We start from the raw sequence: 21,589 nt of genomic DNA on the forward strand, positions 1-21,589 counted from the left end.
AAAATTTGGGAAGACGACGCCAAACCAATTAATTTGTTGCTTATAAATACTTCATTAAAAATTTTATAAAAATGAAACACATGAAACACAAAAACATTTTTTTGTTGCTCTTGCTATTTTCCCTTTCGGGATGGCTGCAAGCGCAACTTCAACCGTTTAAAGATGATGTGGAATCGCATGCCGATTTTGCTCAGACCGGTTTGACGGGATGGACATCTCTTGACTTGGACGGATTTAACACGGCAGGTCCGTTTCAGAGTTTCCCTGGCAAGGGAGGGCCTCTGGGATTTATAGTTTATACTCCGTCTGAAACCGACCCGCCGAATACACTTGACGGATATGACACACGTTCTGGAAGAAAATACTTTGCGAGTATTTCTTCCTATACAGGACCCAGCAATGACTGGTTGATTTCAGATGAATTGGCAACACATCCGGGCGGGACTTTTTCGTTTTATGCCAAAAGTACAGCCACTTTTGCGGGATTAGATACTTTTAAAGTAGGTTATTCTACCACAGATTCAGATCCGAATAATTTCACATTTATTTCTACTACTACCTCTACTGGAGTTTGGACAAAATACGAATTTGAAATTCCTGCCGGAGCAAAACATCTGGCGATTAATTGCGTATCACAAGCTTTTATGTTTGTAGTAGATGACATCGAGTTCAAACCGAATTTGGTCGATACAGCACCTGGAAGCATTACGGATTTCTCTGCAGAAACCGAGATCGATACCGAGTTCAAAGCTAATTTCACTTGGACCAATCCCACAATCGATGTTGCAGGAAATTCACTTTCCAATATGACAGGAGTTAAGGTTTATCGCGGTACGCATCCTATGAATCTTGTGCAAATTGCAGATCTTCCTTCTTCGGCTGGACAAAGCATGAACTATACTGACACGCTTCCAGGCGAAGGTTCCTATACACATCGTTTTTTACCTTATAATGCTTCTGGAGATGGAATGGCTTATGATACGCCCATTACTTTTTTCGGGTATGAAACGACTCCGGGTGCGCCAAGAAATGTGAATTTCACACAAAATACATCTTTGCAAACAGTGATTTCTTGGGACGAAGTAGATTATGGAGAAAATGGTGGGGTTTTACAAGATGAAGTGATAGGTTATAAAATTCTCAGAACTTTTGGAAACACAACTGAAACATTGGCCGAAATGCATCCGGAAACAAGTTTCACAGAAGTTAATATTCCTGAATTGTATTTATATACTTACTCAATCATTGCGCTGACGAGTCCTACCAACGAGGGAGTTCCAGCAGTTGTCCCGGCTTATTCAGGTTTGAATGAAAACCAAGAATCAATAACAAGTGGAAATGCCGTTTCGGATCAGCCTTTTGAACTCAATCGAGGTTCGATTATTTCCCAAAGTATTTATACACCAGATCAAATTGGCGAAAGCGGGCTCATTACTTCTCTGTCTTATTTTGCGAATTTAGGAGTGACCAGTACAGCACGTTATAAAATTTACATGAGCACAACCGATCGTTCAACATTTGGAACAACCTTGAACAATGCGGTTTGGGAATATTTCGGAAATCAAAAGCTTTTATTTGATGGCGATATCGAATTTACTGCCGGTCGAAATGCAATCAATATAGAATTGGATCAACCCTTTTATTACGATGCTTCAAGCAATGAGAATGTAATCATTACGATTGTAAAACCTTTGTTGGCTAACGTTCCTTCTGTAAATCCACGTGAATTTTATAATACACCGGTAGATGGGATGCGAACTTATTATTCGATCGGATATTCAGTAGATCTCAGCGTAATTTCTACTCAGCCTGCTGCTTGGACTTTGGAAGAAATTACAACCATTCCGAGCATTGTGATGGAAAAAAACAAAGAATTTGGAAGTGTTTCAGGAACTGTTACTTCAGCTGAGGATGGTTCTGAATTAGAGGGTGTTACTGTAACCATTATTCCCGATGATGCGAATGCGTTTCAAACTGAAACCGTTTTGACAATCGCTGATGGAACCTATGAAATACCTGCACTTTTGCCTGGAAATTATGTGGCAAGATTTAGCAAAGACACTTACAATACGCTTGAAATCGAATTTAGTTTAGCGGCCAATCAAAGTTTGACTTTGGATGCAGAATTGGATAATTCACTTCCGATTTTAATTTCCGGAACGGTAACCGATACCGATGGAAATCCATTGGAAGGGATCAATTTAGATTTAAGTGGATTCTCCGAATTTACGACACAAACTGATGACGCGGGAAATTTTGTATTGGAAGCCTTTGCCGGACAAGACTATGAATTGGAAGCTTGGCATCCGCTTTATGTTTCGGAAACCATCAACTTCACATCAGAAGAAAATGATTTCACATTGGATCCGATTGAACTTGAATTGGCATTGAACAAACCAGGAAACGTTTTGGCGGTAAATAATGATGGGGTAGGAGAAGTTGAATGGAGAGTTCCGGTTGGACATTTTAACGAAAAAATCTTGGGCTGGGGAAGTTTCATCACAGCCGGAGACGCTTGGGGCAACGGAGGAGATCCGTTTATAGCCGGAATCCGATTCCAAACTTCAGATTTGCAAACCCAATTGAGCGAAGGAGCCGAATTGACACATGTAAGAGTTTATTTTGCCAATCATGCAGAGGCGGTAATCAAAGTATTCCAGGGAGATAATGCATCGGAATTGATCCATTCACAACCGGTTTCAATCGAATCGGAAGATTGGTATGTAATCGAACTGACACAGTCTTTGAACATCGATTTGAACCAAGAATTATGGATTGGAGTTGAATTCTTGGCTGGACAATATGGTGCTTATCCGATTGGTTTGGATGATGGACCGAATGCACCGGCTTACAAAGGAAGTATGAAATATGAAAACGGAGTTTGGACGGCGATGAGTCTTACCAATAAAAACTGGAACATTTACGGAATTGCCAATTATACAGTTGAAGCAGATCCCGAAGGTTACAAAGTTTTTAGAAGTCCGGCTTCTGAAAATAATTGGACAGAATTGACGCCAAACATCATCACGGAAACAAACTTCAGCGATACAACCCTTGCGGATGCCGCACCGAATATGTATAAATATGGAGTGGAAGCGCATTATGGCGAAGGATTAATTTCAGAGAAAGGAATTTCAAATGAGATTGAGCACAATATGTTCTTTGATTTTGCGGTGGAATTAAATCCGGATTCAGGAACAGCACAAGGTGCTTATGTATCGATTTGGAATGAAACCAACTTTGCAGAAGCTTTCGTTTCAGCATCTGAGATTGCGACATTTGATGATTTGATGACCGGAACTTATAATTTGAGAGTTGAATTGGATAATTATGAAATCGTTGAACTTACCAATGTTGAAGTTCAGGAAGACGGTACACTTTCGGTTCCTTTGAACTTATTGAAAGTTCAGCCCTCCAATTTGACAGCCTCTGTAGAAGGAAGTTCGGCACAATTGAACTGGACACTTCACGATACTTTCACAGATCAAATTGAAAAATATGAAGATTTTGAACGTCAGTCGATTGGAAATTATATTTTAAGAGATTTAGACGGATTGGAAACTTATATTTATGATAATTTCACATGGCCCAATGCAGGAGATCCGATGTCGTTTATGGTGTTTAATCCACATGCAACATTGCCTGCGGTCGACATCGATACGTATTCAGGAAGAAGATTTTTATCTGGATTTGCAGGACCCGACGGTGCAAATAACGATTGGCTGATTATTCCGGCCGGAGCAGGAGATTTCTCTTTCTATGCGGCTTCATTGGTAGGTTCGATGCCGGAGCGAATCAATGTTCTTTATTCGACCACCGGAACAGAAGTTTCTGATTTTACTGCATTTGAAGGAACTATTTCAGTGCCTGCAGATTGGACGGAATATGCCTTTGAAGCACCGGAAGAAACAAAGTATGTGGCTATCAATTACGTTGGAAACGATAGTTATATTCTGAAAATAGACGATTTGACTTATGAAAAGGAATATAACCATGCGTTGTATTACAAGGTTTATTTTGATGGAGCTTTGATCGCGGACAACGTGACGGAACAGACTTTCTTGCTCGAAGATTTGATTACAGGAACGCACATTGCAGAAGTGGAAGCGATTTATACAACCGGCGCATCTGAAAAAACGGAAGTGATTATTTCGCGAATGAATGTAGATGATTCTGATATGGCAGGCTTTAAAGTTTATCCAAATCCATCAAAAGATCGTTTTTGGATGGAGCTGGAAAGTAAAGCCAATATTAAGATTTTTGATTTGCACGGAAGACTGATGTATTCTGGAGTGAAGGAATCCGAGAAATCTGTAATGGAACATGATTTCTCTGCCGGAACTTATATTTTACAAGTTGAAACAGAAAAAGGAACTATTTCCAAAAAACTGATTTTCTTGTAAGAATTAATTGTTTGATTGTAAAACCGTCTCAATTGAGGCGGTTTTTTTGTTGATTTGAATTCGAAATTAATTAATAATCAATGCGGTATAATTCTTGTTAGATTTTTTCATTCCGATCTTTTAATCATAAGATTAATTTCTGTCAGCATAAAAACTTAGTTTTCATTTCAGCCAAATTGAAATTTAAAGCTAAATAAAATTGATACTTGAGTTCAATCGAAATGGAGAAGATGTCATTCGGGTTTGATTAAATAAATAAACCCTGATAATCTTTTGATTATCAGGGTTTATGCTTGGTAGCCCGTAGGGGAATCGAACCCCTCTTGCAAGAATGAAAATCTTGAGTCCTAACCGATAGACGAACGGGCCAACTCTATTTTTATGCTAGAGCAGCGATGTGCTTAGCCAATTTGCTTTTTAAGTTAGACGCTTTATTCTTGTGAATAATATTGCGTTTAGCCAACTTGTCAATCTGAGAAGAAACTTTTGGGAATTGTTCTTCCGCAGCCGATTTATCAGTTTCCGCACGTAAATTTTTGATTGCTGTACGAGCAGATTTGTGATAGTAACGATTTCGTTCTCTCTTAACCTGGTTTTGTCTGATTCTCTTTAATGCTGACTTATGATTTGCCATAAAAAATTATTCTTTTTGAAATCCGAAAATTTCTTTTTTTGTTATTTTCCAGTCATTGACTGAATGAGAGCGCAAAATTATAACAAATTTTGATATCTGCAATAGTTTTCAAAAAAATATTTCATAAATTTAAGAAATTCGTTGAAGTTAATTTAATACTTTTGCTCCTCAAATATTTAGATATGAAGAATTTAATGAGATTAAACATTTTACTTTTTACTTTTACCTTATCTGCAGTAGCTTGTGCGCAGGCTCCAAATGGATATTATGACGATGCAGAAGGGTTGGAGGGGTATGAATTGAAGACAGCACTTAAAAATATTATAAATGGCCATACGGTTTTGTCTTATGGTAGTTTGAGTGACTATTATATACAGATGGATAAAGATCTTTATTATGAGAATGATCAGTCTGTATTGGATATTTATTCAGAAAAACCAAACGGACCTGATTCATATAATTATGGATTTGGGAATGGTGACAGATGTGGGAATTATAGTGGAGAGGGTGATTGTTGGAACAAAGAACATATCTTTCCGCAGGGTTTTTTTAACGAACAATTGCCGATGCGCACAGACCTTCATCAGGTTTTACCGACTGACGGATATGTGAATGGAAGAAGAAGCAATTATCCTTTCGGGAAAGTAGGTTCTGCAACATGGACATCTACAAACGGATCAAAAGTAGGAAGCTGTTCAACTCCTGGACACTCTGGTACTTGTTTCGAGCCGATTGATGAATTCAAAGGTGATATTGCCAGAATCATGTTTTATTTTGCTACGCGATATGAAAATGAAGTAACCTCAAACTCATGGGACAATCCGAACGGAGACAATAATAATCCTCTTAATGGAACAAATGATCAGGTTTATGAAGATTGGTTTGTAGATATGATGCTACAATGGCATCACGAAGATCCTGTAAGCGAAAAAGAAATTTTCCGCAACAATAAAATCTATCAGATTCAGCACAACAGAAACCCTTTCGTGGACAATCCACAGTGGGTAGATGCGATTTGGGGTGATGGAATGAATGTTTCTGATTTGAATTCAAAAACAAAAGTTGATTTATATCCCAATCCTGTAAAATCTGTTTTAAACCTGAAATCGGCTTCTATAATTGAGAAAATCGAAATTTATAATATTTCCGGAGCTAAAGTTCAGACGGGAAAACCAAATTCAAACGATGTTGAAATTAATGTCGGACATTTGGCAAACGGAACTTATATTCTGAAAATGACAATTGACGGAAAAGTTTCGACAGAGAAGTTTCTGAAGAAATAATACCTATATAATGTAATAATAAATGCTCCCCGATTTTTCAGGGAGCATTTTTATTTTTAAAACCTGACCTTAAATCCGGCCAGTATATTTAGTCCGGCTTGCGGATAATAATAAGGTCCTTCGTAATAAAAACCATTGCTTTCATATTCGCGGTCAAAAAGATTATTGACTAAAATCGAAAATTCAAGATGTTTTCCAAACCAATTCGGTGCATAATTCAGAACTAAATCCGTGAGAAAATAAGCTTCGAGTTTCCCGTCTTCCAATTCGGTGTTGGTCAGAAATTGTTGGCCAACATATTTATTTTGGAGATTCAACGTCAGATTGGAAACCGGTTTATACTGAATTCCGATTGCACCGATCCAATTTGGCGAAAAAGAAATATCGGTTTCCCCATATTCTATCAAAATTTCGTTCCAATCTGCATCATAAGCAATTTCTGAATAATCAATATTTTGGTTGATGCTGTACGTCAGATTGCCATAAACGTTTAATTTCCGTGGCATGATGTCGTAATTTGCACTCAATTCAATTCCGGTTCGGTAACTTTCTCCACTGTTGGTTCTTTTGTATTCGCCCACATCGTTCAGTTCTCCAGTGGCAACAAGTTGATCGATGTAATACATGAAAAATCCGTTGGCCGTAAGATTCAAACGTCCGGATTTTTTATACCCAAACTCGAAATCATGTAGTTTTTCGGGTCTTGGAATTTCCGAATTTTCAAGATAATCGCCCCGATGCGGTTCGCGGTGCGCCATTCCATAATAGAAATACAAAACATCTTGTTGCGAAGCATAAAAATTCAATCCGACTTTTGGATTTAAGAAATTGAAATTTCCTTCAAACGGAAAGAAATCTTCAAATTCATTTTCTCCACCGGCAACCGGAAGTCCTTTGTAATTCACAAACCGATACTGTAAATCTCCAAATAGTTCAAATTTGTTCAAACTTAAAAGGGCTTTTGCATAAACCGAAACATCTGTTTTCTGGGATTTATTGCGATAAAATTCCACATCGGTATTTGGGTTTTCGAAATCTTTCACCCAGATTACTTCCCCAAAATGAGAATTTTTATACTGACTTGCCGAGATTCCGGTGAAAAACTTCAGATTGCCCAATCTTTGATTTTCCAAATTGAAATTCAAACCATAAAAATGATTGTCCAGCCATTTTTGACGAACCAAATCGGAATATTCCAAAGGCGATACGATTTTATATTCGATTAATTCCGCGCCTTGTTTGTAATTTTCGTAGTATCCTTTACCTCGTGTAAAGTAAAAGGTGGTATTGGACCTCCAAGCGCCGCCATATTTCTGTTCCCAAATCAAATGGTTGTGATGTTGCTGGTAATTATCGGTTTCATTGTCATAAAAACCGATTACTTCTGTCCAGTCATCGTTATAAATAGCACCGGCCGAATTAAACCTACGGTTTACGGCCATCGTTTCGGCATCAATTCCGTTCCAGGCCTGATAAGTTTTTTCCTTCCCGAAAAATGTCCAATAACGAAAACTTGTTTTTTCATTAACCTCGTATTTGGCATTCATTCCGTAAGAAAATAATTTACTGGAAGCCCGTTCGATGTATCCGTCTGATTTGATGAGCGAAGCATTCAGATCCAGGCTTAATTTTCCGTTCAGAATTTTTCCCGTTCCGCCTTGCAGACTGTATTTCTGTGTAGCGAAACTTCCCCAGGAATTGGCCGATTCCAGAAATGCTTTTGCGGAAGGATTTGAAGAGTCAATATTCACAATTGCACCAAATGCACCCGTTCCGGACGTCGTTGTTCCTACTCCGCGTTGAATCATAATCGAACTTGCATTGGAAGCCAAATCGGGCATATTTACCCAAAAGACATTCTGCGACTCAGGGTCGTTCAGAGGTACTCCGTTCATCGTAATATTGATTTGTTCCTGTCCGATTCCGCGTACACGAATGGACGAATAACCAATCCCCGCACCGGCATCTGTGGTCGTTACTACAGAAGATGCATTCTGAATTAAAGTCGGAATGTCCTGCCCTAAATTTCTCTGGTTTAATTCTTGTTTCCCGATTTTTTCTGAAGTCAGTGGAAGTCTTTGAATGATTTCCACAAAATCGAGTTCGATTGCCGTACTGTCAGATTCGATCGAATCTTTGATCTGGCCAAAGGCCAGCGTTCCGCTCAGTAGAGCGCATAAAAAAATCCTACTTTTCATTTTTATTTTAATTAAATGAAAGGTGGATTTACCCTTTTTTGATTTCCCTTAAATTAATGAATATTCAAATTGAATTTCCGGACATTCAGTTTTTAAACATTAAAATTAAAAAAGGGAAAAGTTTTGCAACTTCCCTTGGCGGCATTACCCGCCCAGGTTCTTTGGGTATAATCTCAGCCAAACCGCATTTGCGGTAAAGCACCCCTTTCTGGTTTTATGCTGCAAAGGTAAACAAAATAAGAGAAAAACTTCTCAGAGTTTAGTGGCTTTCGCTCCGAAATTGGTGTTGACCTGCATTTCTCTTGTCAGATTCGGGTCTTTTTGGGCATCATTGGGAATGGTAGCTTCCAATAAATGAACCGGAAAAGGAATTTCTGTCTGGTTGTAGCCGGACGGAATCGGAGTCAGGATTAATTTGGCACCTCTTACATCAACCGGGAAAAATCCTTCCGGATAAGAACTTGTGGTGTTGCTGGGCAACTGAAGGAAATCTTCTCCGGGAAAATCTGGGATATTCTCAGCAAAAGCAGAAGGAATAAACATTCGAGAGTTATCGGCAATCGTATCATTGTCGATGATGCCCATATTGAGTTTGTATTCCAGGTTGTCGGCAGTTTTGATCAGCCAGGCTTGGTATTTTGTTTCGCCATATTCCAGTTGAAGTGTAGGTTCCATATTGGCGCCGGAACCTTTAAAAAACCAAATTCCGTTTACACCGTATTCGTTTTGATTTTCTGCCGGAACCGAAGCATTCTGAACGGTATATCCTGCAGAAATTCGTTTGGCAAGACTCATTACGCCGTTTGAAACTTCTGAATTTGAACTCAAATCTGCCGTATTGCCATCGAAATCTCCTGCCAATAAAACATAATTCGACGGTGCAGGAGAGCCGCTCGATTCCACTGTTATGGCAAAGGATTGAGCGGTTTGTAAATCGGTCATTTCAATTCTTGAAAATCTAGCAATATTGTTGGCGAGTGAGTCATTTGTGATTTTCCCGACCGAAACATAACTTCCGTCCACCAAAAGCCAACCTTCGTAATGATAATTATCGGGCAGGTTGGGCAGGTTGAAATCTGTCAGTTCCATTTTACCGGTTTCGTTTAGCACGTCCGTTTCACTACATTGGTAAAAAAAGAAGGAGATTATAAGAATTGAAATAATTTTTTTCATCAGAATGATTTATTGGTCAAAATTAAAAAATCTCTTCCAAGTTTCCCTGAAAGAGATTTAGAATTATAGTTAAATAATTCAAATTAATCCACTCTGGTCCAGGTTTGGGTTCTTCCTAGTAATGAAACGCCCAGATAACCGCGTACTTCCAGCGTGTTTTTGTCTTTTAATCTGATCAGGCATTTGTATTGTTTTCCACTGTTTGGATCCAAAATATGTCCGCCCGACCACTCACTTCCGTCTTTTTCCAATCCCCAAAGGATGGTCATACCGTTGATTTTTTTGTTTTTTCGGTCGCCTTCGCATTCGGTGCAAGTGGCTTCTTCATTTCCAGGTGTAAGGATTTTCACCACGTCTCCCTGAAGTTTTCCTGATTTGGTTTCATAAATCTTTACGTGTGATTTTTCTTTTCCGGTTTTGTCGTCAATTGTTTTCCAAGTTCCGACAGGCGATTGCGCATAGGCCAGCACGCCAAACAAAAAGACAACACAAGCAGTTAGTAATTTTTTCATATCTCTCATTATTTGATTTGTCTAAATTAGAATTATTTTTTGAATTTTCCTATATCTCTGAATGCTCAGTTTAAATCATCACTCAAAACATATAAATGCATTTTCGATATGATTAATTATCCATTCTGAATCTGATTTGTAAATTCCAATTATGTCAAATCTGGTTTCAAGATTGATTTCATTTGAAATTATAAAATGGTCGGCTGCCTGAACCAATAGTTTGCGTTTTGCTTTGGTTACGGCTAATTCCGGCTCTACCAAAGGGTTGGCTTTTCGGGCTTTTACTTCTACAATTACAATCTGATTGGTAGTCAGGTCTTTGGCAATAATATCGATTTCTGCTTTCAAAAAGCGCCAGTTTCTTTTCAGGATTTCATAATTCTTTTTTTCCAGAAACTTAGCCGCTCTGAATTCTGCTTCTTTTCCAAATTCATTGTGTTGTGCCATATCACTGCGTTCCAAATAAACGATCACCTGCATCACCTAATCCCGGAACAATGTAACCGTTTTCGTTTAACCTTTCATCCATCGCCGCGAGATAAATTGGGATTTCCGGATAGTTTTTATGAACAAATTCCACTCCTTCAGGACAACCTACCAAACATGCCAGCCGGATTGATTTTACGTTCTGGGTTTTCAGAATTTCAATTGCTTTGACTGCCGAACCGCCTGTTGCCAGCATTGGATCGAGGATGATGATGTCCCGCGTCTCCATATGGGGTGGCAGTTTACATAGGTATTCCACTGGTTGAAGGGTTTCGTGATCCCGATAAATCCCGATGTGTCCCGTTTTGGCATTTGGAATCAGATTTTGAATGCCTTCCACCATTCCAAGTCCGGCTCGGAGAATCGGAACCAAAACTAAATCTTCACCTTTTATGCGGTATCCGGTGGTTTTAGAAACAGGTGTTTCGATTTCGAATTCTTCTGTTTCCAAGTCGTGCGTAATTTCATAACACATCAGCGAAGCGATTTCGCTGACCAGTTCTTTGAACATTTTGGTGGGTGTTTCCTTTCTTCTGATTTGTGTCATTTTGGATCGAATCAACGGGTGATTCATTATATGAACATTTTTCATGTTTTTAAATAAAATTTAAATTTACATAATTCTCCGAAACTGTGAATTCTACTTCAGTCCCCATGAGGAGCGCTCGGTTGTCGCCAGTGTGGCCGGCTGGAAAACCAAAACAAACCGGAATATTGTAATTTTCCATGTACTGATGAATAATTTGGTAACTCATGGAATCATATTCCGCCAGAAATTCAGGGTTTTCTTCTTGAATATCCATTCGGGTAAAACTTCCCACGATTAAACCTTTGATTTTCCCCAATAATCCCGAACGTTTCAGATTCATCAGCATTCGGTCAAGGTGGTACCAGTTTTCGTTCCAGTCTTCCATAAAAAGAATCAGATTATCTCCGTTTAATGCAGATAAACTGCCATTCAAGCTATAAATTATTGATAAGTTTCCCCCAACTAGTTTGCCTTGTACATTACCTGTTTTGTTTAATGGATTTCCGGGAATTTCATAATATAATTCTTCCCCGAAAATTGCTTTTTTAAAGGTTTGAAAACTTTCTTTGGTATAGGATAAGTTCAATTTTTTGACGGTTATGGCGTGTAAAGTTGGAATGTTCCAGTTATTTAAATGATTGTGAAAGGCTGTAATGTCGGAATAGCCAATAATCCATTTTGGTTTATTTAAAAATTTATCCCAATTCAGTTGGTCAATTAGCTGCACAGCTCCATATCCGCCACGGGCACACCAAATCGCTTTAATTTCGTCATTGTCCAATGCGTACTGAAAATCCTGTAATCGTTGCTGAATTGTTCCGGCATAAAGGTATCCATTATTAAAGTCTGCGAATATATTTTCTCCAAAAACAGGAACCAATTCCAAGGAAGTTAGAAAATCAATATTTTCGCTCAGATCCTCTTTAAATACACGTCCGGATGGTGCGATGATAGCTACTTTGTCTTTTGGTTTTAAAAATGTGGGTTTCAAGCTGAAATTTTGAATAAAAGTATAAAAAGGAATTTTAACAGCAATTTTATTCTACCACCAAATTCTTACATTTGTTTGAAATGAAAACAAACACGACAGAAGAACTTGCAGCGGGAATCCTGAGCGGAGACCGTGTTATGTTGAGCAGAAGTATCACACTTGCAGAAAGTTCGTTGTCTGAACACCAAAAACAGGCACATTTACTGATTCAGCAACTCATGCCGCATACCGGTCGTTCGAAACGAATTGCGATAACGGGCGTACCCGGAGTAGGGAAAAGTACTTTTATTGAGGGAATTGGAAGTTTACTGACAGAAAAAGGTTTGAAAGTGGCGGTTTTGGCGATTGATCCCAGTAGTTCATTGTCGGGCGGAAGTATTTTGGGCGATAAAACCCGTATGGAAGATTTGGCCAGAAACTCGAATGCTTACATCAGACCGTCAGCAACCGGTGGTTATTTGGGTGGAATTGCTTCGAGAACTTATGAAGCGATGTTGTTATGTGAAGCAGCCGGATTTGATGTGGTACTGATCGAAACCGTAGGAGTAGGGCAGTCCGAAACTTTGGTAAATGACATGACCGATTTCTTTTTATTTCTTCAGATTCCCGGTGCAGGCGATGATTTGCAGGGAATCAAACGGGGCATTATGGAAATGTCGGATTTGATTTTTATTAATAAGGTCGATGATTTCGGATTGGAAAAGGCAAAAGAAGTGAAAGTTACGTTGGCAAGATCTTTGCAATTTCTCCCCCAGAAAGAATCGGGCTGGAAACGAAAAGTCCTTATGGGCTCCGGGCTTTCCGGAAAAGGTCTCGAAGAAGTCTGGAATTTGATTACTGATTATTACCAATTAATGGAGTCTGAAGGTTTCTTGCAAAAGAAACGAATGGATCAGCATAAGCTGAGAATCAAAGAATATATAAAGGAACAAGTCACGCGAAATGCGATGGATTTGTACTATAAAGATGTTGGCTTAATTCAAACGAGTACTGATAGCAATCCCTACATGGTTGCTGAAAAATGGGTTCGGGAAAAATTGGGAATTAATCTATAATTCTTTTGGCGTACAAATAACGTTTTGCCCAATAAGCCTGGCTAAGAGGCGTTACCGTTACTCCTTGCGAAGTTGAGGCATGAATAAACTCCACTTCGCCTTCGTCAGAAACATTGTGTACAATTCCAACGTGTGACACGCGCGAACCGCCGTTTGTGGCAAAGAAAACTAGATCACCGGCGCGTAGTTCTTCTTTTGAAACCACTTGTCCCTCTTTTGCCTGAGCAGCAGAAACACGGGGTAATTCCTGGTTAAACATCTGAAAAACGCTCTGTACAAAAGCAGAACAGTCGATGCCATTGCGAGAAGTTCCTCCATATCTATAGGGTGTTCCTAGATAAGTTTCGGCTTCTGATAAAACTTGTGTAACGAATGAGTTAAGTGCCATTGTGTGAATCTGATTAAGTTCTTCCAACGCAGATTTTTCAGGTTGAACCTTAACGGATTTAACTTCATCAGATTTATTTTCGGCAAATAGTTTTTTGTTAATTATTGAGCTTTGGGTGTAGTAGGATCTTTCAAGAGGAACATAGCTTGATTTGGATTGAGTGGTGGAAATCATTGTCCCACAAGAAGTTGCTAAAACTGAAAAACATAAAATTATTAGAATATTTACTCCCTTCATCCTTATTTCCAATCTGAAATTTACTACTGATTTACTCTTTAACCAACGCAAATCTAATAGGAATAGTGGGTGAAATGAGTTTGAAATATAAATTTTATGAAAAGATTAACGAATGTTAAAATTCCTTAACAATTATTTAGAAAAAACTGCCGGAAGTAAATCCGGCAGCGTTTGGGTTTAACATTTGTAGTTAGTTAGGGATTATGCTAAACCATTTTCATAGGTCGATTAGTTAGTTTGCTTGTGCTCCTGAATTATTCTTACTTCGTAATTTGTTATTTTTTTGATTGGATAAACAATTTTTTCCTTGTTGGTTTTCAAGACCATACAGATATTGTCGATTGATTCAATTATGCCGGTTTCATCTCCAATCTGAACTCTCATTCCGATTTCAAGATTCTTTTTGGTGTAAAATCCCAAAATTAATCTGTAAACTATATCCCGTGACCCGAGTCCTATTGCCAGAGTTACGGCAACCAAAGCTGCACCGATGATATAGGTTAGGTTGTGAGAAATAATCTCTGTATTTACTCCAATTTGATTCAGGGCAGTGATGGTAACAAAAATAAAAATAAGGTAAAAGGCTATGGAGCTTATAACTTTTGCGCCACCCGAATCCACGGATTTAATAAGTCCATGAATCAATTTTTTTGCTTGTGATGCAAGGTATATCCCAAATACAAAAATTAATACACCGATTAAAAATTTGGGTAGGTACTCGAGTAATTTGCCAATTTGTACGGAGACAATATTGAGGTTGAGGAATTCAGATCCTACAATTAAAATTATCAGAACTAGTACAAACTTCACAAAGCCTAGAATGACATTGGTAATATTAATTTTTATTAAAAAATGAAAAAAAAATGTTCCGATTTTCACCGGAACATACTTTCGTTTTTATTTTTTCTAATTAATTCAAGGCATTTTGTACAAAATTGCATTGATATTCATCCCGGCGCCTACAGATCCAAAAACGATATGATCTCCCGATTTGAATTCGTGGCTACCCAATTGTTTTTTCGAAATCAAATCATACATCGTCGGAACTGTTGCGACAGATGAATTTCCGAATTTCTGAACAGTCATTGGGGCAACATTTTCAGGGATTTCGGTAATATTGTAAAGTTTGTACAAACGTTCAATCATCGCATGATCCATTTTGGCGTTTGCCTGATGCAATAAAATTTTGTTTACCTGCAAAGCATCCAACCCGGAATTATCGATGACGCGTTTGATCAATGCCGGAACCTTGCGCAAAGCGTATTCATAAACTTTTCTTCCCCGCATTTTGATGTTTATTTTTGAACCTTCATAACCTTCTTTCAGAGAAACATCATTCAGTAGATAAGTCATTTCGTCCATGCTGTCAGAAATCGTATCATAACTGATGATTCCGTATTTCGAATCATCTTCTTTTGCTTCCAACACCACAGCACCGGCTCCGTCTGCAAAAATCATCGCAGTTCGGTCATGCGGGTCAACGGCCCTGGAAAGGGTGTCAGCACCAATTACCAAAGTTTTTTTTGCAGTTCCCGAAAGAAAAAGATGGTGAGAAAGAATGACGCCTTCAATCCAGCCGGGACAGCCGAAAAGCATATCATAGGGACGACAACGGTTGTTTTTAATTCCTAATTTATTTTTCACACGCGTCGCAACAGAAGGCATATTGTCCACTTGTCGGTAAGTCGGATCAATATCTCCGTAATTATTGGCCACAATCACATAATCCAGTTCTTCTTTGTCAATTCCAGCTTCTTCGATTGCCTGCAAAGCAGCATAAACCGCGAGATCAGAAGTGAAATCAGAAGGTTCTGCATAACGTCTTTCTTCGATTTCGGTGATTTCCTGGAATTTCTGAATGATTTCCGATACCGGCTTTTCAATAAAATTTCCTTGTTCATCGTAAAATTCGTAGTTTAAAAAATCTGAATTCTTTACGATTTTTTCCGGTAAAAAATGTCCTGAACCGGTGATTACTGTATTTAGCATAACGGAAAATTCATATTTTGTAAGGGCAAATTTAATAAATATATGCCGGATTTAACATTAAGTTTATATGGAACTATTGGGAAAGAATTTTTTTGCTGATGAAATCCCGCTCCAAATCCCAACCCCTTGCAGGCGAAAACTCTCTTCCATAATAAATGATCTGCAAATGCAGTTTGTTCCAAATCTCTTTTGGAAATAGTCTTTTGGCGTCTTTTTCTGTTTGTTCTACCGATTTTCCATTGCTCAGTTTCCATCGGTGCATCAATCGGTGTATGTGCGTGTCCACCGGAAAAGCAGGATTTCCAAACGCTTGAGACATCACTACCGAAGCGGTTTTATGACCTACTCCGGGCAACATTTCCAATTCTTCAAAGGTAGCCGGAACCTCTCCTCCGTGTTTTTCTTCTATCATTTCGGATAAGCGTTTTAGATTTTTGGCTTTTGTATTGGAAAGCCCGATTTGACGAATTAAATGCTTGATTTCATCTACTTCCAACAGACTCATTGCCTTTGGATTATTGGCTCTTGCAAATAAATCAGGGGTTACTTCATTTACCTTTTTATCGGTCGTTTGAGCAGAAAGCATCACCGCTACCAAAAGCGTAAAAGGATCGGTGTGATCAAGTGGGATAGGAGGGTTGGGGTATAATTTTTCCAATTCTTCCGCGACAAATTTCGCACGTTCTTTTTTATTCATTCTTCTAAATTAAAAACTTTGTCAAAGTGCGGGACTTTGACAAAGTTGATTTAAAATAAACTGATTTTTTAGCTGTTCAGGATTTCGTTTACGTCTGCAAATCCACCTCCGTTAAAAACTTCTTCCAAACCATTTTCTTTCAGAAAACTCAGTGTGGAGGAAGCTCTTCCGCCACTTCGACAAAAAATCACGATGGGTTTGGGCATTTCTTTGATTTCTTCGAGTTTATCGGGAACTTCTCCCATCGGAATATTAATTGCCTGTTCCACGTTTCCGTCGATTTCTAATTCGTAAGGTTCACGAATGTCAATGAGTGTTGCATTCGGATTTTTTATAGCATCTACTGTTGTCATTTTTATAACTTTTCTAAAAAATAGCCATCTGAATAAATTTGGGATAATCATCATTACCAAATTACGATTCGCTCTTTTGGTTCCTTATACATTTTATCGCCTTTCTTTACATCAAAAGCTTTGTAAAATCCTTCGATGTTTTCCACCGGACCAATGGCACGGAAATAACCCGGAGAATGCGGATCTGTTTTTACCTGATTAATTAAAGCGGCCTCTGTAGATTTGGTTCTCCAGATGGTTGCCCATGAAATAAAAAGTCTTTGTTCTTGTGTAAATCCGTCAATTTTACCCGGATTTCCTTTGTCTTTCAAATACATCAAAAGTGCATCATAAGCCACGTTCAGTCCTCCTAAATCACCGATGTTTTCTCCCAATGTATATTCGCCATTTACAAAAGTTCCCGGAACCGGTTCGTATTGACTGTATTGGTCAGCAAGCGCTTTTCCTGCTGCTTTGAATTTCGCGTGATCTTCTTCCGTCCACCAATTTACCAGATTTCCGTCACCGTCATATTGTGAACCACTGTCGTCAAATCCATGGGAAACTTCGTGTCCGATTACGGCTCCGATTCCTCCGAAATTCACAGCAGCATCAGCGCGATAATCATAGAAAGGATATTGTAAAATTGCAGCTGGGAAAACAATTTCATTATTGGCCGAATTGAAATAAGCATTTACGGTTTGCGGTGACATCCCCCATTCGGTTCTGTCCACCGGTTTACCAATTTTATTGAACATATAATCATATCGCCATTTTCTTAAATTCATTTGATTTTTAAACAATGCACCATCCTCATTGTGCGAAACAATTTCAAGATTTGAATAATCTCTCCATTTGTCTGGATAGCCGATTTTAACTGTAAACTTGCTTAGTTTTTCAAGCGCTTTTACTTTTGTGTCCGGTGACATCCATTCCAAATCATTGATGTGAACTTCAAACGAGCGAAATAAATAATCAATCATTTCTTGTGCGCTTTCTTTGGCTTCTGGTGGGAAATTATCTTTCACATAAAGTTTACCCAATAATTCTCCGACTCCTCCATTTACATATTCCAAGCCTCTTTTATCCAGTGCTCTTTGTTCCTCCTGACCTCTCAATTGACGGCCATAAAAATCAAAACTCAATTCGTCCAACTCCCGTGTCAATAAATTCGTAGAACCATTGATTAGATGAAACTTCATGTATTCCTTGATAACCGGAAGGTTTTTATTGGTCAAAAGTTGATCAAGTTCTTGGTAATATTTTAATTCTCCAATGATGACAGAGTCGGTTTTGACACCTGCCTGCGATAAGAAATTAGCTAGATCAATGTTTTTCGTAAGTTTTTTTAGGTCTTTAACTGCATAGGGATTGAAACGAAGTTTTGCATCGCGAATTTGTTCTACTGTCAACATTCTCGAAGCGATTTCTTTTTCAAAACCTACGATTTTAGGGCCTTTTAAATCCCGAGTTCTTTCCCCCGTATGGGAATAGATTTTATTGATATAATCCGAATATTTTTGAAGGGTTTGTTCATTGGTTTCGCTTTCTTTTTGGTAATACGCACGCCCCAGTCCCAAATCTGCACTTCCCAAGTAAATAGCGTTTTCGCTACTGTTTTTCATGTGTGAGCGAACGAAAAAACCATAAAAAGGATTCAACCCCAAGGGTGAAACTTCGTTCAGATAATTTTCTAAATCTTTAATGGATTTTAAGTTGTCAATTCGATCCAGGTAAGGTTGGATAGGTTTTAACCCGGCTTTGTCTCTCGCATCGAAGTCAATGAAAGATTGATATAAATCGCTGATTTTTTGCTCGTCACTTCCTTTGGGGTGATCCTTTCCCAAAAGACCTTTTAAGATTGAGAGTGTAACCAAATCTGTGTTTTCACGTAGTTCATCGAAACTTCCCCATCGGGCACGATCCGAAGGGATTTCGGTATTCTTCATCCAATTTCCATTTACGAAATTGTAGAAATCATCCTGAGGGCGCACAGTTGTGTCCATGTATTCTTTTTTAACTGCATGAAAATCTTGTTGTCCGAAAGCGAATAAACCGCTTAAGGCTAAGCCTAAAATTAATGTTTTCTTCATTTTAAAACCTTTGTTATGTGTATTAGTCCAAATTTTGGAGGTCAAGTTACAAAACTAAAAAGTTTTTACATTCAAAATATACCATAAATACTATATTTGCTTGCAAACAGACAAATAATCATGGCAGAGAAAATTTTGGTAACCGGAGCCCTTGGTCAAATCGGCTCTGAACTTACATTGGCATTAAGAGAGATTTACGGGGTTGAAAATGTGTTGTCAACCGACATTCAGGACCAAGAAAATCAGTCCGATCCTTATTATGAAAAACTCGATGTGATGGATGCCGGTAAGATTGCCGAAATTGTAGAACAACATAAAATAACCATTGTTTATCACTTGGCGGCTATGCTTTCTGCAACCGCTGAAAAGTATCCGAAAAAAGGTTGGGATTTGAATATGGATTCGCTTTTGACCTTTTTGGAACTGGCAAAAGAGAAAAAAATCAAACAACTTTATTGGCCGAGCAGTATCGCTATTTTTGGGCCTGATACGCCGAAAAATAATACGGGACAAAACGCTTTAGCGATTCCAACCACGGTTTACGGAATTTCGAAACGCGCGGGCGAATTTTGGTGCAATTATTATTATGAGAAGTTTGGAGTGGATGTGCGAAGCATCCGTTATCCGGGTTTGATCAGCTGGAAAACCCGTCCGGGTGGCGGAACGACGGATTATGCGGTCGATATTTATTATCAGGCTTTGGAAGAAGGAAAATATGAATGTTTCCTTTCGGAGAATACAGCTTTACCGATGATGTATATGGACGATGCAATTCGAGCGACGATTGAGTTGATGCAGGCCGATGCCGACAAACTAACGGTGAGAACTTCGTATAATTTACATGCTTTGAGTTTTACGCCAAAAGAAATTGCGGAAGACATCCAAAAACATATTCTGGATTTTGAAATTTCGTACAAACCCGATTTCCGTCAGGAAATTGCGGATTCCTGGCCAGGAAGCATTGATGATTCGGTTGCTCAAAAAGACTGGAACTGGAAACCGGAATTTGATTTGTCGGCGATGACAGAAGCGATGTTGGGTAATCTCAAAGAAAAATTAGGAAAGTAATTAGAAAAATATTCAGACCTGTCAGCTTCAAAACCTGACAGGTTTTTTGTTTTAAAATCCTAACTTTGGGGAAAGTTTCAAATGAATTCCAAAATCCAAACTTTTTTAAAATCCCATTACGGACAAACCGCCATTGATTCATTGGAATTATTGGCGCAAAGCGGTTCTTCCCGGAAATATTATCGTTTCAATTCGGAAGGAAAATCACTGATTTTGACCGAAAGTGAAAACATCGAAGAAAACAAGACTTTTCTTTATTTCACAACTCATTTTTCGAAAGTCATAAATAATCTTCCCAAAATCGATAAGATTTCGGATGATTTTTCGCTTTATACCCAATCCGATTTGGGAAATCAATCTTTGATGAATCTTTTGGAAATCAATCCATCCCAAGCCAAAGAAATTTTTAGAAAATCCGTGAAACAACTGGCGAAACTACAGGTTTTGGGTGATGAAAATCTGGATTATTCCAAAGCTTTTAGTTATCCGAAATTCAATTACCTGATGGTTTTGCGGGATTTGTTTTCGTTTAAAAATTATTTTTTGAATTTAACTGAAATTGAATTCAACCAAGGAAGATTGTTGGTTGATTTTGAGCGGTTTGCATTGGATTTTGAAAGGCTTCCTCATCAGTATTTTGTTTATCGGGATTTTCAATCTCGTAACATAATGGTGTATGAAAACGAGCCGTTTTTTATTGATTATCAAGGCGGAATGAAAGGTCCGGCTCAGTACGATTTGGTTTCTTTGCTTTGGCAGGCAAAAGCCAATTTGTCGCCCGAATGGAAATCGGAATTTTATGAGATGTATGTAAAAGAATTCATCGATCTGACGCAAAAAGATTTGGATGGTTTTGAATTTAAAAAGGGTTATGATTTCTGTCTGATTGAACGTCTTTTACAGGTTTTAGGCACTTATGGATTTCGGGGAATTTATGAGCGAAAACCACATTTTTTGGCGAGTATAGAGTTCGCCTTAAAAAATTTGAATGAAATTAAAAGTTTGGCTTTGCTGGAAAATTATCCAGAAATGAAAAGAATGATTGAAGAATTGGCAAAGCCGGAAACATTTATAAAAATAAAAAATAGAATAGATGAAGGAGAAATTGACGGTTACCATTAGAAGTTTTTCGTACAAAAAAGGAATTCCTGAGGATAAATCGGGCAATGGCGGCGGTTTCGTATTTGACTGTCGCGGCATACTCAATCCCGGTAGAATTCAGGAATATAAAACGATTACGGGACGTGACAAATCGGTAATCGAATACTTGGAAGCCCAAACAAAAATTGCCGATTTTCTCAGCGCAGCTTTTGCGATGGTCGATATTTCCATTGAGGATTATTTGGCGCGCGGATTTTCCCATTTGGAAATCAATTTTGGTTGTACGGGCGGTCAACATCGTTCGGTTTATTCGGCCGATGCGATGGCCAAACATATTTCGGAGAAATTTCCGGAAGTGGAAGTTGTGGTGCAACACGTGGAGCAGGAAAGGAAAGGTTGGATAAACGAGCCTTATTAATT

Annotated in this window: 19 protein-coding genes and 1 tRNA gene; 6 read left to right on the forward strand and 14 right to left on the reverse strand. The window is 38.4% G+C overall.

What is annotated here, in order from left to right:
- Window positions 1-80: 80 nt before the first annotated feature.
- The gene (locus WBF63_RS01870) at window positions 81-4,403 is read left to right on the forward strand and encodes a carboxypeptidase regulatory-like domain-containing protein (protein WP_424367993.1); all 4,323 of its coding nucleotides are present in this window, start codon (window positions 81-83) and stop codon (window positions 4,401-4,403) included.
- A gap of 294 nt (window positions 4,404-4,697) precedes the next feature.
- On the opposite strand, the gene WBF63_RS01875 is transcribed toward WBF63_RS01870, so the two are convergent.
- Together WBF63_RS01875 and rpsT are read right to left on the reverse strand one after the other, a co-directional pair.
- Window positions 4,698-4,772: transfer RNA gene (locus tag WBF63_RS01875), tRNA-Glu, on the reverse strand.
- A gap of 10 nt (window positions 4,773-4,782) precedes the next feature.
- Complete coding sequence (gene rpsT / locus WBF63_RS01880) at window positions 4,783-5,037, reverse strand: 30S ribosomal protein S20 (protein WP_424367994.1); 255 nt, start codon at window positions 5,035-5,037, stop codon at window positions 4,783-4,785.
- Between the two features lie 182 nt (window positions 5,038-5,219).
- Between rpsT and WBF63_RS01885 the strand changes: the two genes are divergently transcribed.
- A complete protein-coding gene (locus WBF63_RS01885) occupies window positions 5,220-6,320 on the forward strand; it encodes an endonuclease (RefSeq protein WP_424367995.1) in 1,101 nt (366 codons plus the stop codon).
- A 56-nt stretch (window positions 6,321-6,376) separates the two neighbouring features.
- Here WBF63_RS01885 and WBF63_RS01890 read toward each other — a convergent pair whose 3' ends face one another.
- From WBF63_RS01890 to WBF63_RS01915, 6 genes are all read right to left on the reverse strand, one after another.
- On the reverse strand, window positions 6,377-8,518 hold the full coding sequence (locus WBF63_RS01890) for a TonB-dependent receptor (protein WP_424367996.1): 2,142 nt from the start codon (window positions 8,516-8,518) through the stop codon (window positions 6,377-6,379).
- A 252-nt stretch (window positions 8,519-8,770) separates the two neighbouring features.
- Complete coding sequence (locus tag WBF63_RS01895) at window positions 8,771-9,691, reverse strand: anti-sigma factor (protein WP_424367997.1); 921 nt, start codon at window positions 9,689-9,691, stop codon at window positions 8,771-8,773.
- An 83-nt stretch (window positions 9,692-9,774) separates the two neighbouring features.
- Window positions 9,775-10,203: a DUF2147 domain-containing protein gene (locus tag WBF63_RS01900; protein ID WP_424367998.1), complete on the reverse strand. Its 429-nt coding sequence runs from the start codon at window positions 10,201-10,203 to the stop codon at window positions 9,775-9,777.
- Between the two features lie 78 nt (window positions 10,204-10,281).
- A complete protein-coding gene (locus WBF63_RS01905; protein WP_424367999.1) occupies window positions 10,282-10,650 on the reverse strand; it encodes a YraN family protein in 369 nt (122 codons plus the stop codon).
- A gap of 1 nt (window position 10,651) precedes the next feature.
- The gene (upp, locus tag WBF63_RS01910) at window positions 10,652-11,281 is read right to left on the reverse strand and encodes a uracil phosphoribosyltransferase (RefSeq protein WP_424368000.1); all 630 of its coding nucleotides are present in this window, start codon (window positions 11,279-11,281) and stop codon (window positions 10,652-10,654) included.
- Window positions 11,282-11,285: 4 nt separating this feature from the next.
- Window positions 11,286-12,209, reverse strand: a complete 924-nt coding sequence (locus WBF63_RS01915; RefSeq protein ID WP_424368001.1) for a S66 peptidase family protein — start codon at window positions 12,207-12,209, stop codon at window positions 11,286-11,288.
- An 80-nt stretch (window positions 12,210-12,289) separates the two neighbouring features.
- Between WBF63_RS01915 and meaB the strand changes: the two genes are divergently transcribed.
- Window positions 12,290-13,264: a methylmalonyl Co-A mutase-associated GTPase MeaB gene (gene meaB, locus WBF63_RS01920; protein WP_424368002.1), complete on the forward strand. Its 975-nt coding sequence runs from the start codon at window positions 12,290-12,292 to the stop codon at window positions 13,262-13,264.
- On the opposite strand, the gene WBF63_RS01925 is transcribed toward meaB, so the two are convergent.
- The 6 genes from WBF63_RS01925 to WBF63_RS01950 form a co-directional block, all read right to left on the reverse strand.
- Window positions 13,254-13,826: a C40 family peptidase gene (locus WBF63_RS01925; protein WP_424368003.1), complete on the reverse strand. Its 573-nt coding sequence runs from the start codon at window positions 13,824-13,826 to the stop codon at window positions 13,254-13,256. The two genes, meaB and WBF63_RS01925, sit on opposite strands and share 11 nt — an antisense overlap.
- A 291-nt stretch (window positions 13,827-14,117) precedes the next feature.
- On the reverse strand, window positions 14,118-14,768 hold the full coding sequence (locus tag WBF63_RS01930; RefSeq protein ID WP_424368004.1) for a mechanosensitive ion channel family protein: 651 nt from the start codon (window positions 14,766-14,768) through the stop codon (window positions 14,118-14,120).
- Between the two features lie 36 nt (window positions 14,769-14,804).
- Window positions 14,805-15,878: a 3-oxoacyl-ACP synthase III family protein gene (locus WBF63_RS01935; RefSeq protein WP_424368005.1), complete on the reverse strand. Its 1,074-nt coding sequence runs from the start codon at window positions 15,876-15,878 to the stop codon at window positions 14,805-14,807.
- 73 nt (window positions 15,879-15,951) lie between these two features.
- Window positions 15,952-16,575, reverse strand: coding sequence for an endonuclease III (gene nth / locus WBF63_RS01940; protein ID WP_424368006.1), 624 nt, complete (start codon window positions 16,573-16,575; stop codon window positions 15,952-15,954).
- A 68-nt stretch (window positions 16,576-16,643) separates the two neighbouring features.
- Window positions 16,644-16,928, reverse strand: coding sequence for a rhodanese-like domain-containing protein (locus WBF63_RS01945; protein WP_424368007.1), 285 nt, complete (start codon window positions 16,926-16,928; stop codon window positions 16,644-16,646).
- Between the two features lie 53 nt (window positions 16,929-16,981).
- Window positions 16,982-19,000 carry a M13 family metallopeptidase gene (locus WBF63_RS01950; protein ID WP_424368008.1) on the reverse strand — a complete coding sequence of 673 codons (2,019 nt, stop codon included), beginning with the start codon at window positions 18,998-19,000 and terminating at the stop codon, window positions 16,982-16,984.
- Window positions 19,001-19,120: 120 nt separating this feature from the next.
- Between WBF63_RS01950 and WBF63_RS01955 the strand changes: the two genes are divergently transcribed.
- From WBF63_RS01955 to WBF63_RS01965, 3 genes are all read left to right on the forward strand, one after another.
- Window positions 19,121-20,068, forward strand: coding sequence for an NAD-dependent epimerase/dehydratase family protein (locus tag WBF63_RS01955; protein WP_424368009.1), 948 nt, complete (start codon window positions 19,121-19,123; stop codon window positions 20,066-20,068).
- A gap of 81 nt (window positions 20,069-20,149) precedes the next feature.
- Complete coding sequence (locus WBF63_RS01960) at window positions 20,150-21,190, forward strand: aminoglycoside phosphotransferase family protein (RefSeq protein WP_424368010.1); 1,041 nt, start codon at window positions 20,150-20,152, stop codon at window positions 21,188-21,190.
- Window positions 21,162-21,587: a RapZ C-terminal domain-containing protein gene (locus WBF63_RS01965; protein ID WP_424368011.1), complete on the forward strand. Its 426-nt coding sequence runs from the start codon at window positions 21,162-21,164 to the stop codon at window positions 21,585-21,587. The genes WBF63_RS01960 and WBF63_RS01965 overlap by 29 nt, the downstream gene beginning before the upstream one ends.
- The last annotated feature ends 2 nt before the right edge of the window (window positions 21,588-21,589 follow it).

Origin of the sequence: Moheibacter sp. (genome assembly GCF_049672845.1) — a bacterium.
Lineage (GTDB): Bacteria > Bacteroidota > Bacteroidia > Flavobacteriales > Weeksellaceae > Moheibacter.

What these genes read in the sequence shown, in the direction of transcription:
- WBF63_RS01945 (WP_424368007.1), bottom strand. Translation starts at nt 16,928, where the DNA reads ATGACAACAGTAGATGCTATAAAAAATCCGAATGCAACACTCATTGAC.
- rpsT (WP_424367994.1), bottom strand. Translation starts at nt 5,037, where the DNA reads ATGGCAAATCATAAGTCAGCATTAAAGAGAATCAGACAAAACCAGGTT.
- nth (WP_424368006.1), bottom strand. Translation starts at nt 16,575, where the DNA reads ATGAATAAAAAAGAACGTGCGAAATTTGTCGCGGAAGAATTGGAAAAA.
- WBF63_RS01955 (WP_424368009.1), top strand. Translation starts at nt 19,121, where the DNA reads ATGGCAGAGAAAATTTTGGTAACCGGAGCCCTTGGTCAAATCGGCTCT.
- WBF63_RS01885 (WP_424367995.1), top strand. Translation starts at nt 5,220, where the DNA reads ATGAAGAATTTAATGAGATTAAACATTTTACTTTTTACTTTTACCTTA.
- WBF63_RS01900 (WP_424367998.1), bottom strand. Translation starts at nt 10,203, where the DNA reads ATGAAAAAATTACTAACTGCTTGTGTTGTCTTTTTGTTTGGCGTGCTG.
- WBF63_RS01960 (WP_424368010.1), top strand. Translation starts at nt 20,150, where the DNA reads ATGAATTCCAAAATCCAAACTTTTTTAAAATCCCATTACGGACAAACC.
- WBF63_RS01870 (WP_424367993.1), top strand. Translation starts at nt 81, where the DNA reads ATGAAACACAAAAACATTTTTTTGTTGCTCTTGCTATTTTCCCTTTCG.
- WBF63_RS01935 (WP_424368005.1), bottom strand. Translation starts at nt 15,878, where the DNA reads ATGCTAAATACAGTAATCACCGGTTCAGGACATTTTTTACCGGAAAAA.
- meaB (WP_424368002.1), top strand. Translation starts at nt 12,290, where the DNA reads ATGAAAACAAACACGACAGAAGAACTTGCAGCGGGAATCCTGAGCGGA.
- WBF63_RS01925 (WP_424368003.1), bottom strand. Translation starts at nt 13,826, where the DNA reads ATGATTTCCACCACTCAATCCAAATCAAGCTATGTTCCTCTTGAAAGA.
- upp (WP_424368000.1), bottom strand. Translation starts at nt 11,281, where the DNA reads ATGAAAAATGTTCATATAATGAATCACCCGTTGATTCGATCCAAAATG.
- WBF63_RS01905 (WP_424367999.1), bottom strand. Translation starts at nt 10,650, where the DNA reads ATGGCACAACACAATGAATTTGGAAAAGAAGCAGAATTCAGAGCGGCT.
- WBF63_RS01965 (WP_424368011.1), top strand. Translation starts at nt 21,162, where the DNA reads ATGAAGGAGAAATTGACGGTTACCATTAGAAGTTTTTCGTACAAAAAA.
- WBF63_RS01895 (WP_424367997.1), bottom strand. Translation starts at nt 9,691, where the DNA reads ATGAAAAAAATTATTTCAATTCTTATAATCTCCTTCTTTTTTTACCAA.
- WBF63_RS01950 (WP_424368008.1), bottom strand. Translation starts at nt 19,000, where the DNA reads ATGAAGAAAACATTAATTTTAGGCTTAGCCTTAAGCGGTTTATTCGCT.
- WBF63_RS01890 (WP_424367996.1), bottom strand. Translation starts at nt 8,518, where the DNA reads ATGAAAAGTAGGATTTTTTTATGCGCTCTACTGAGCGGAACGCTGGCC.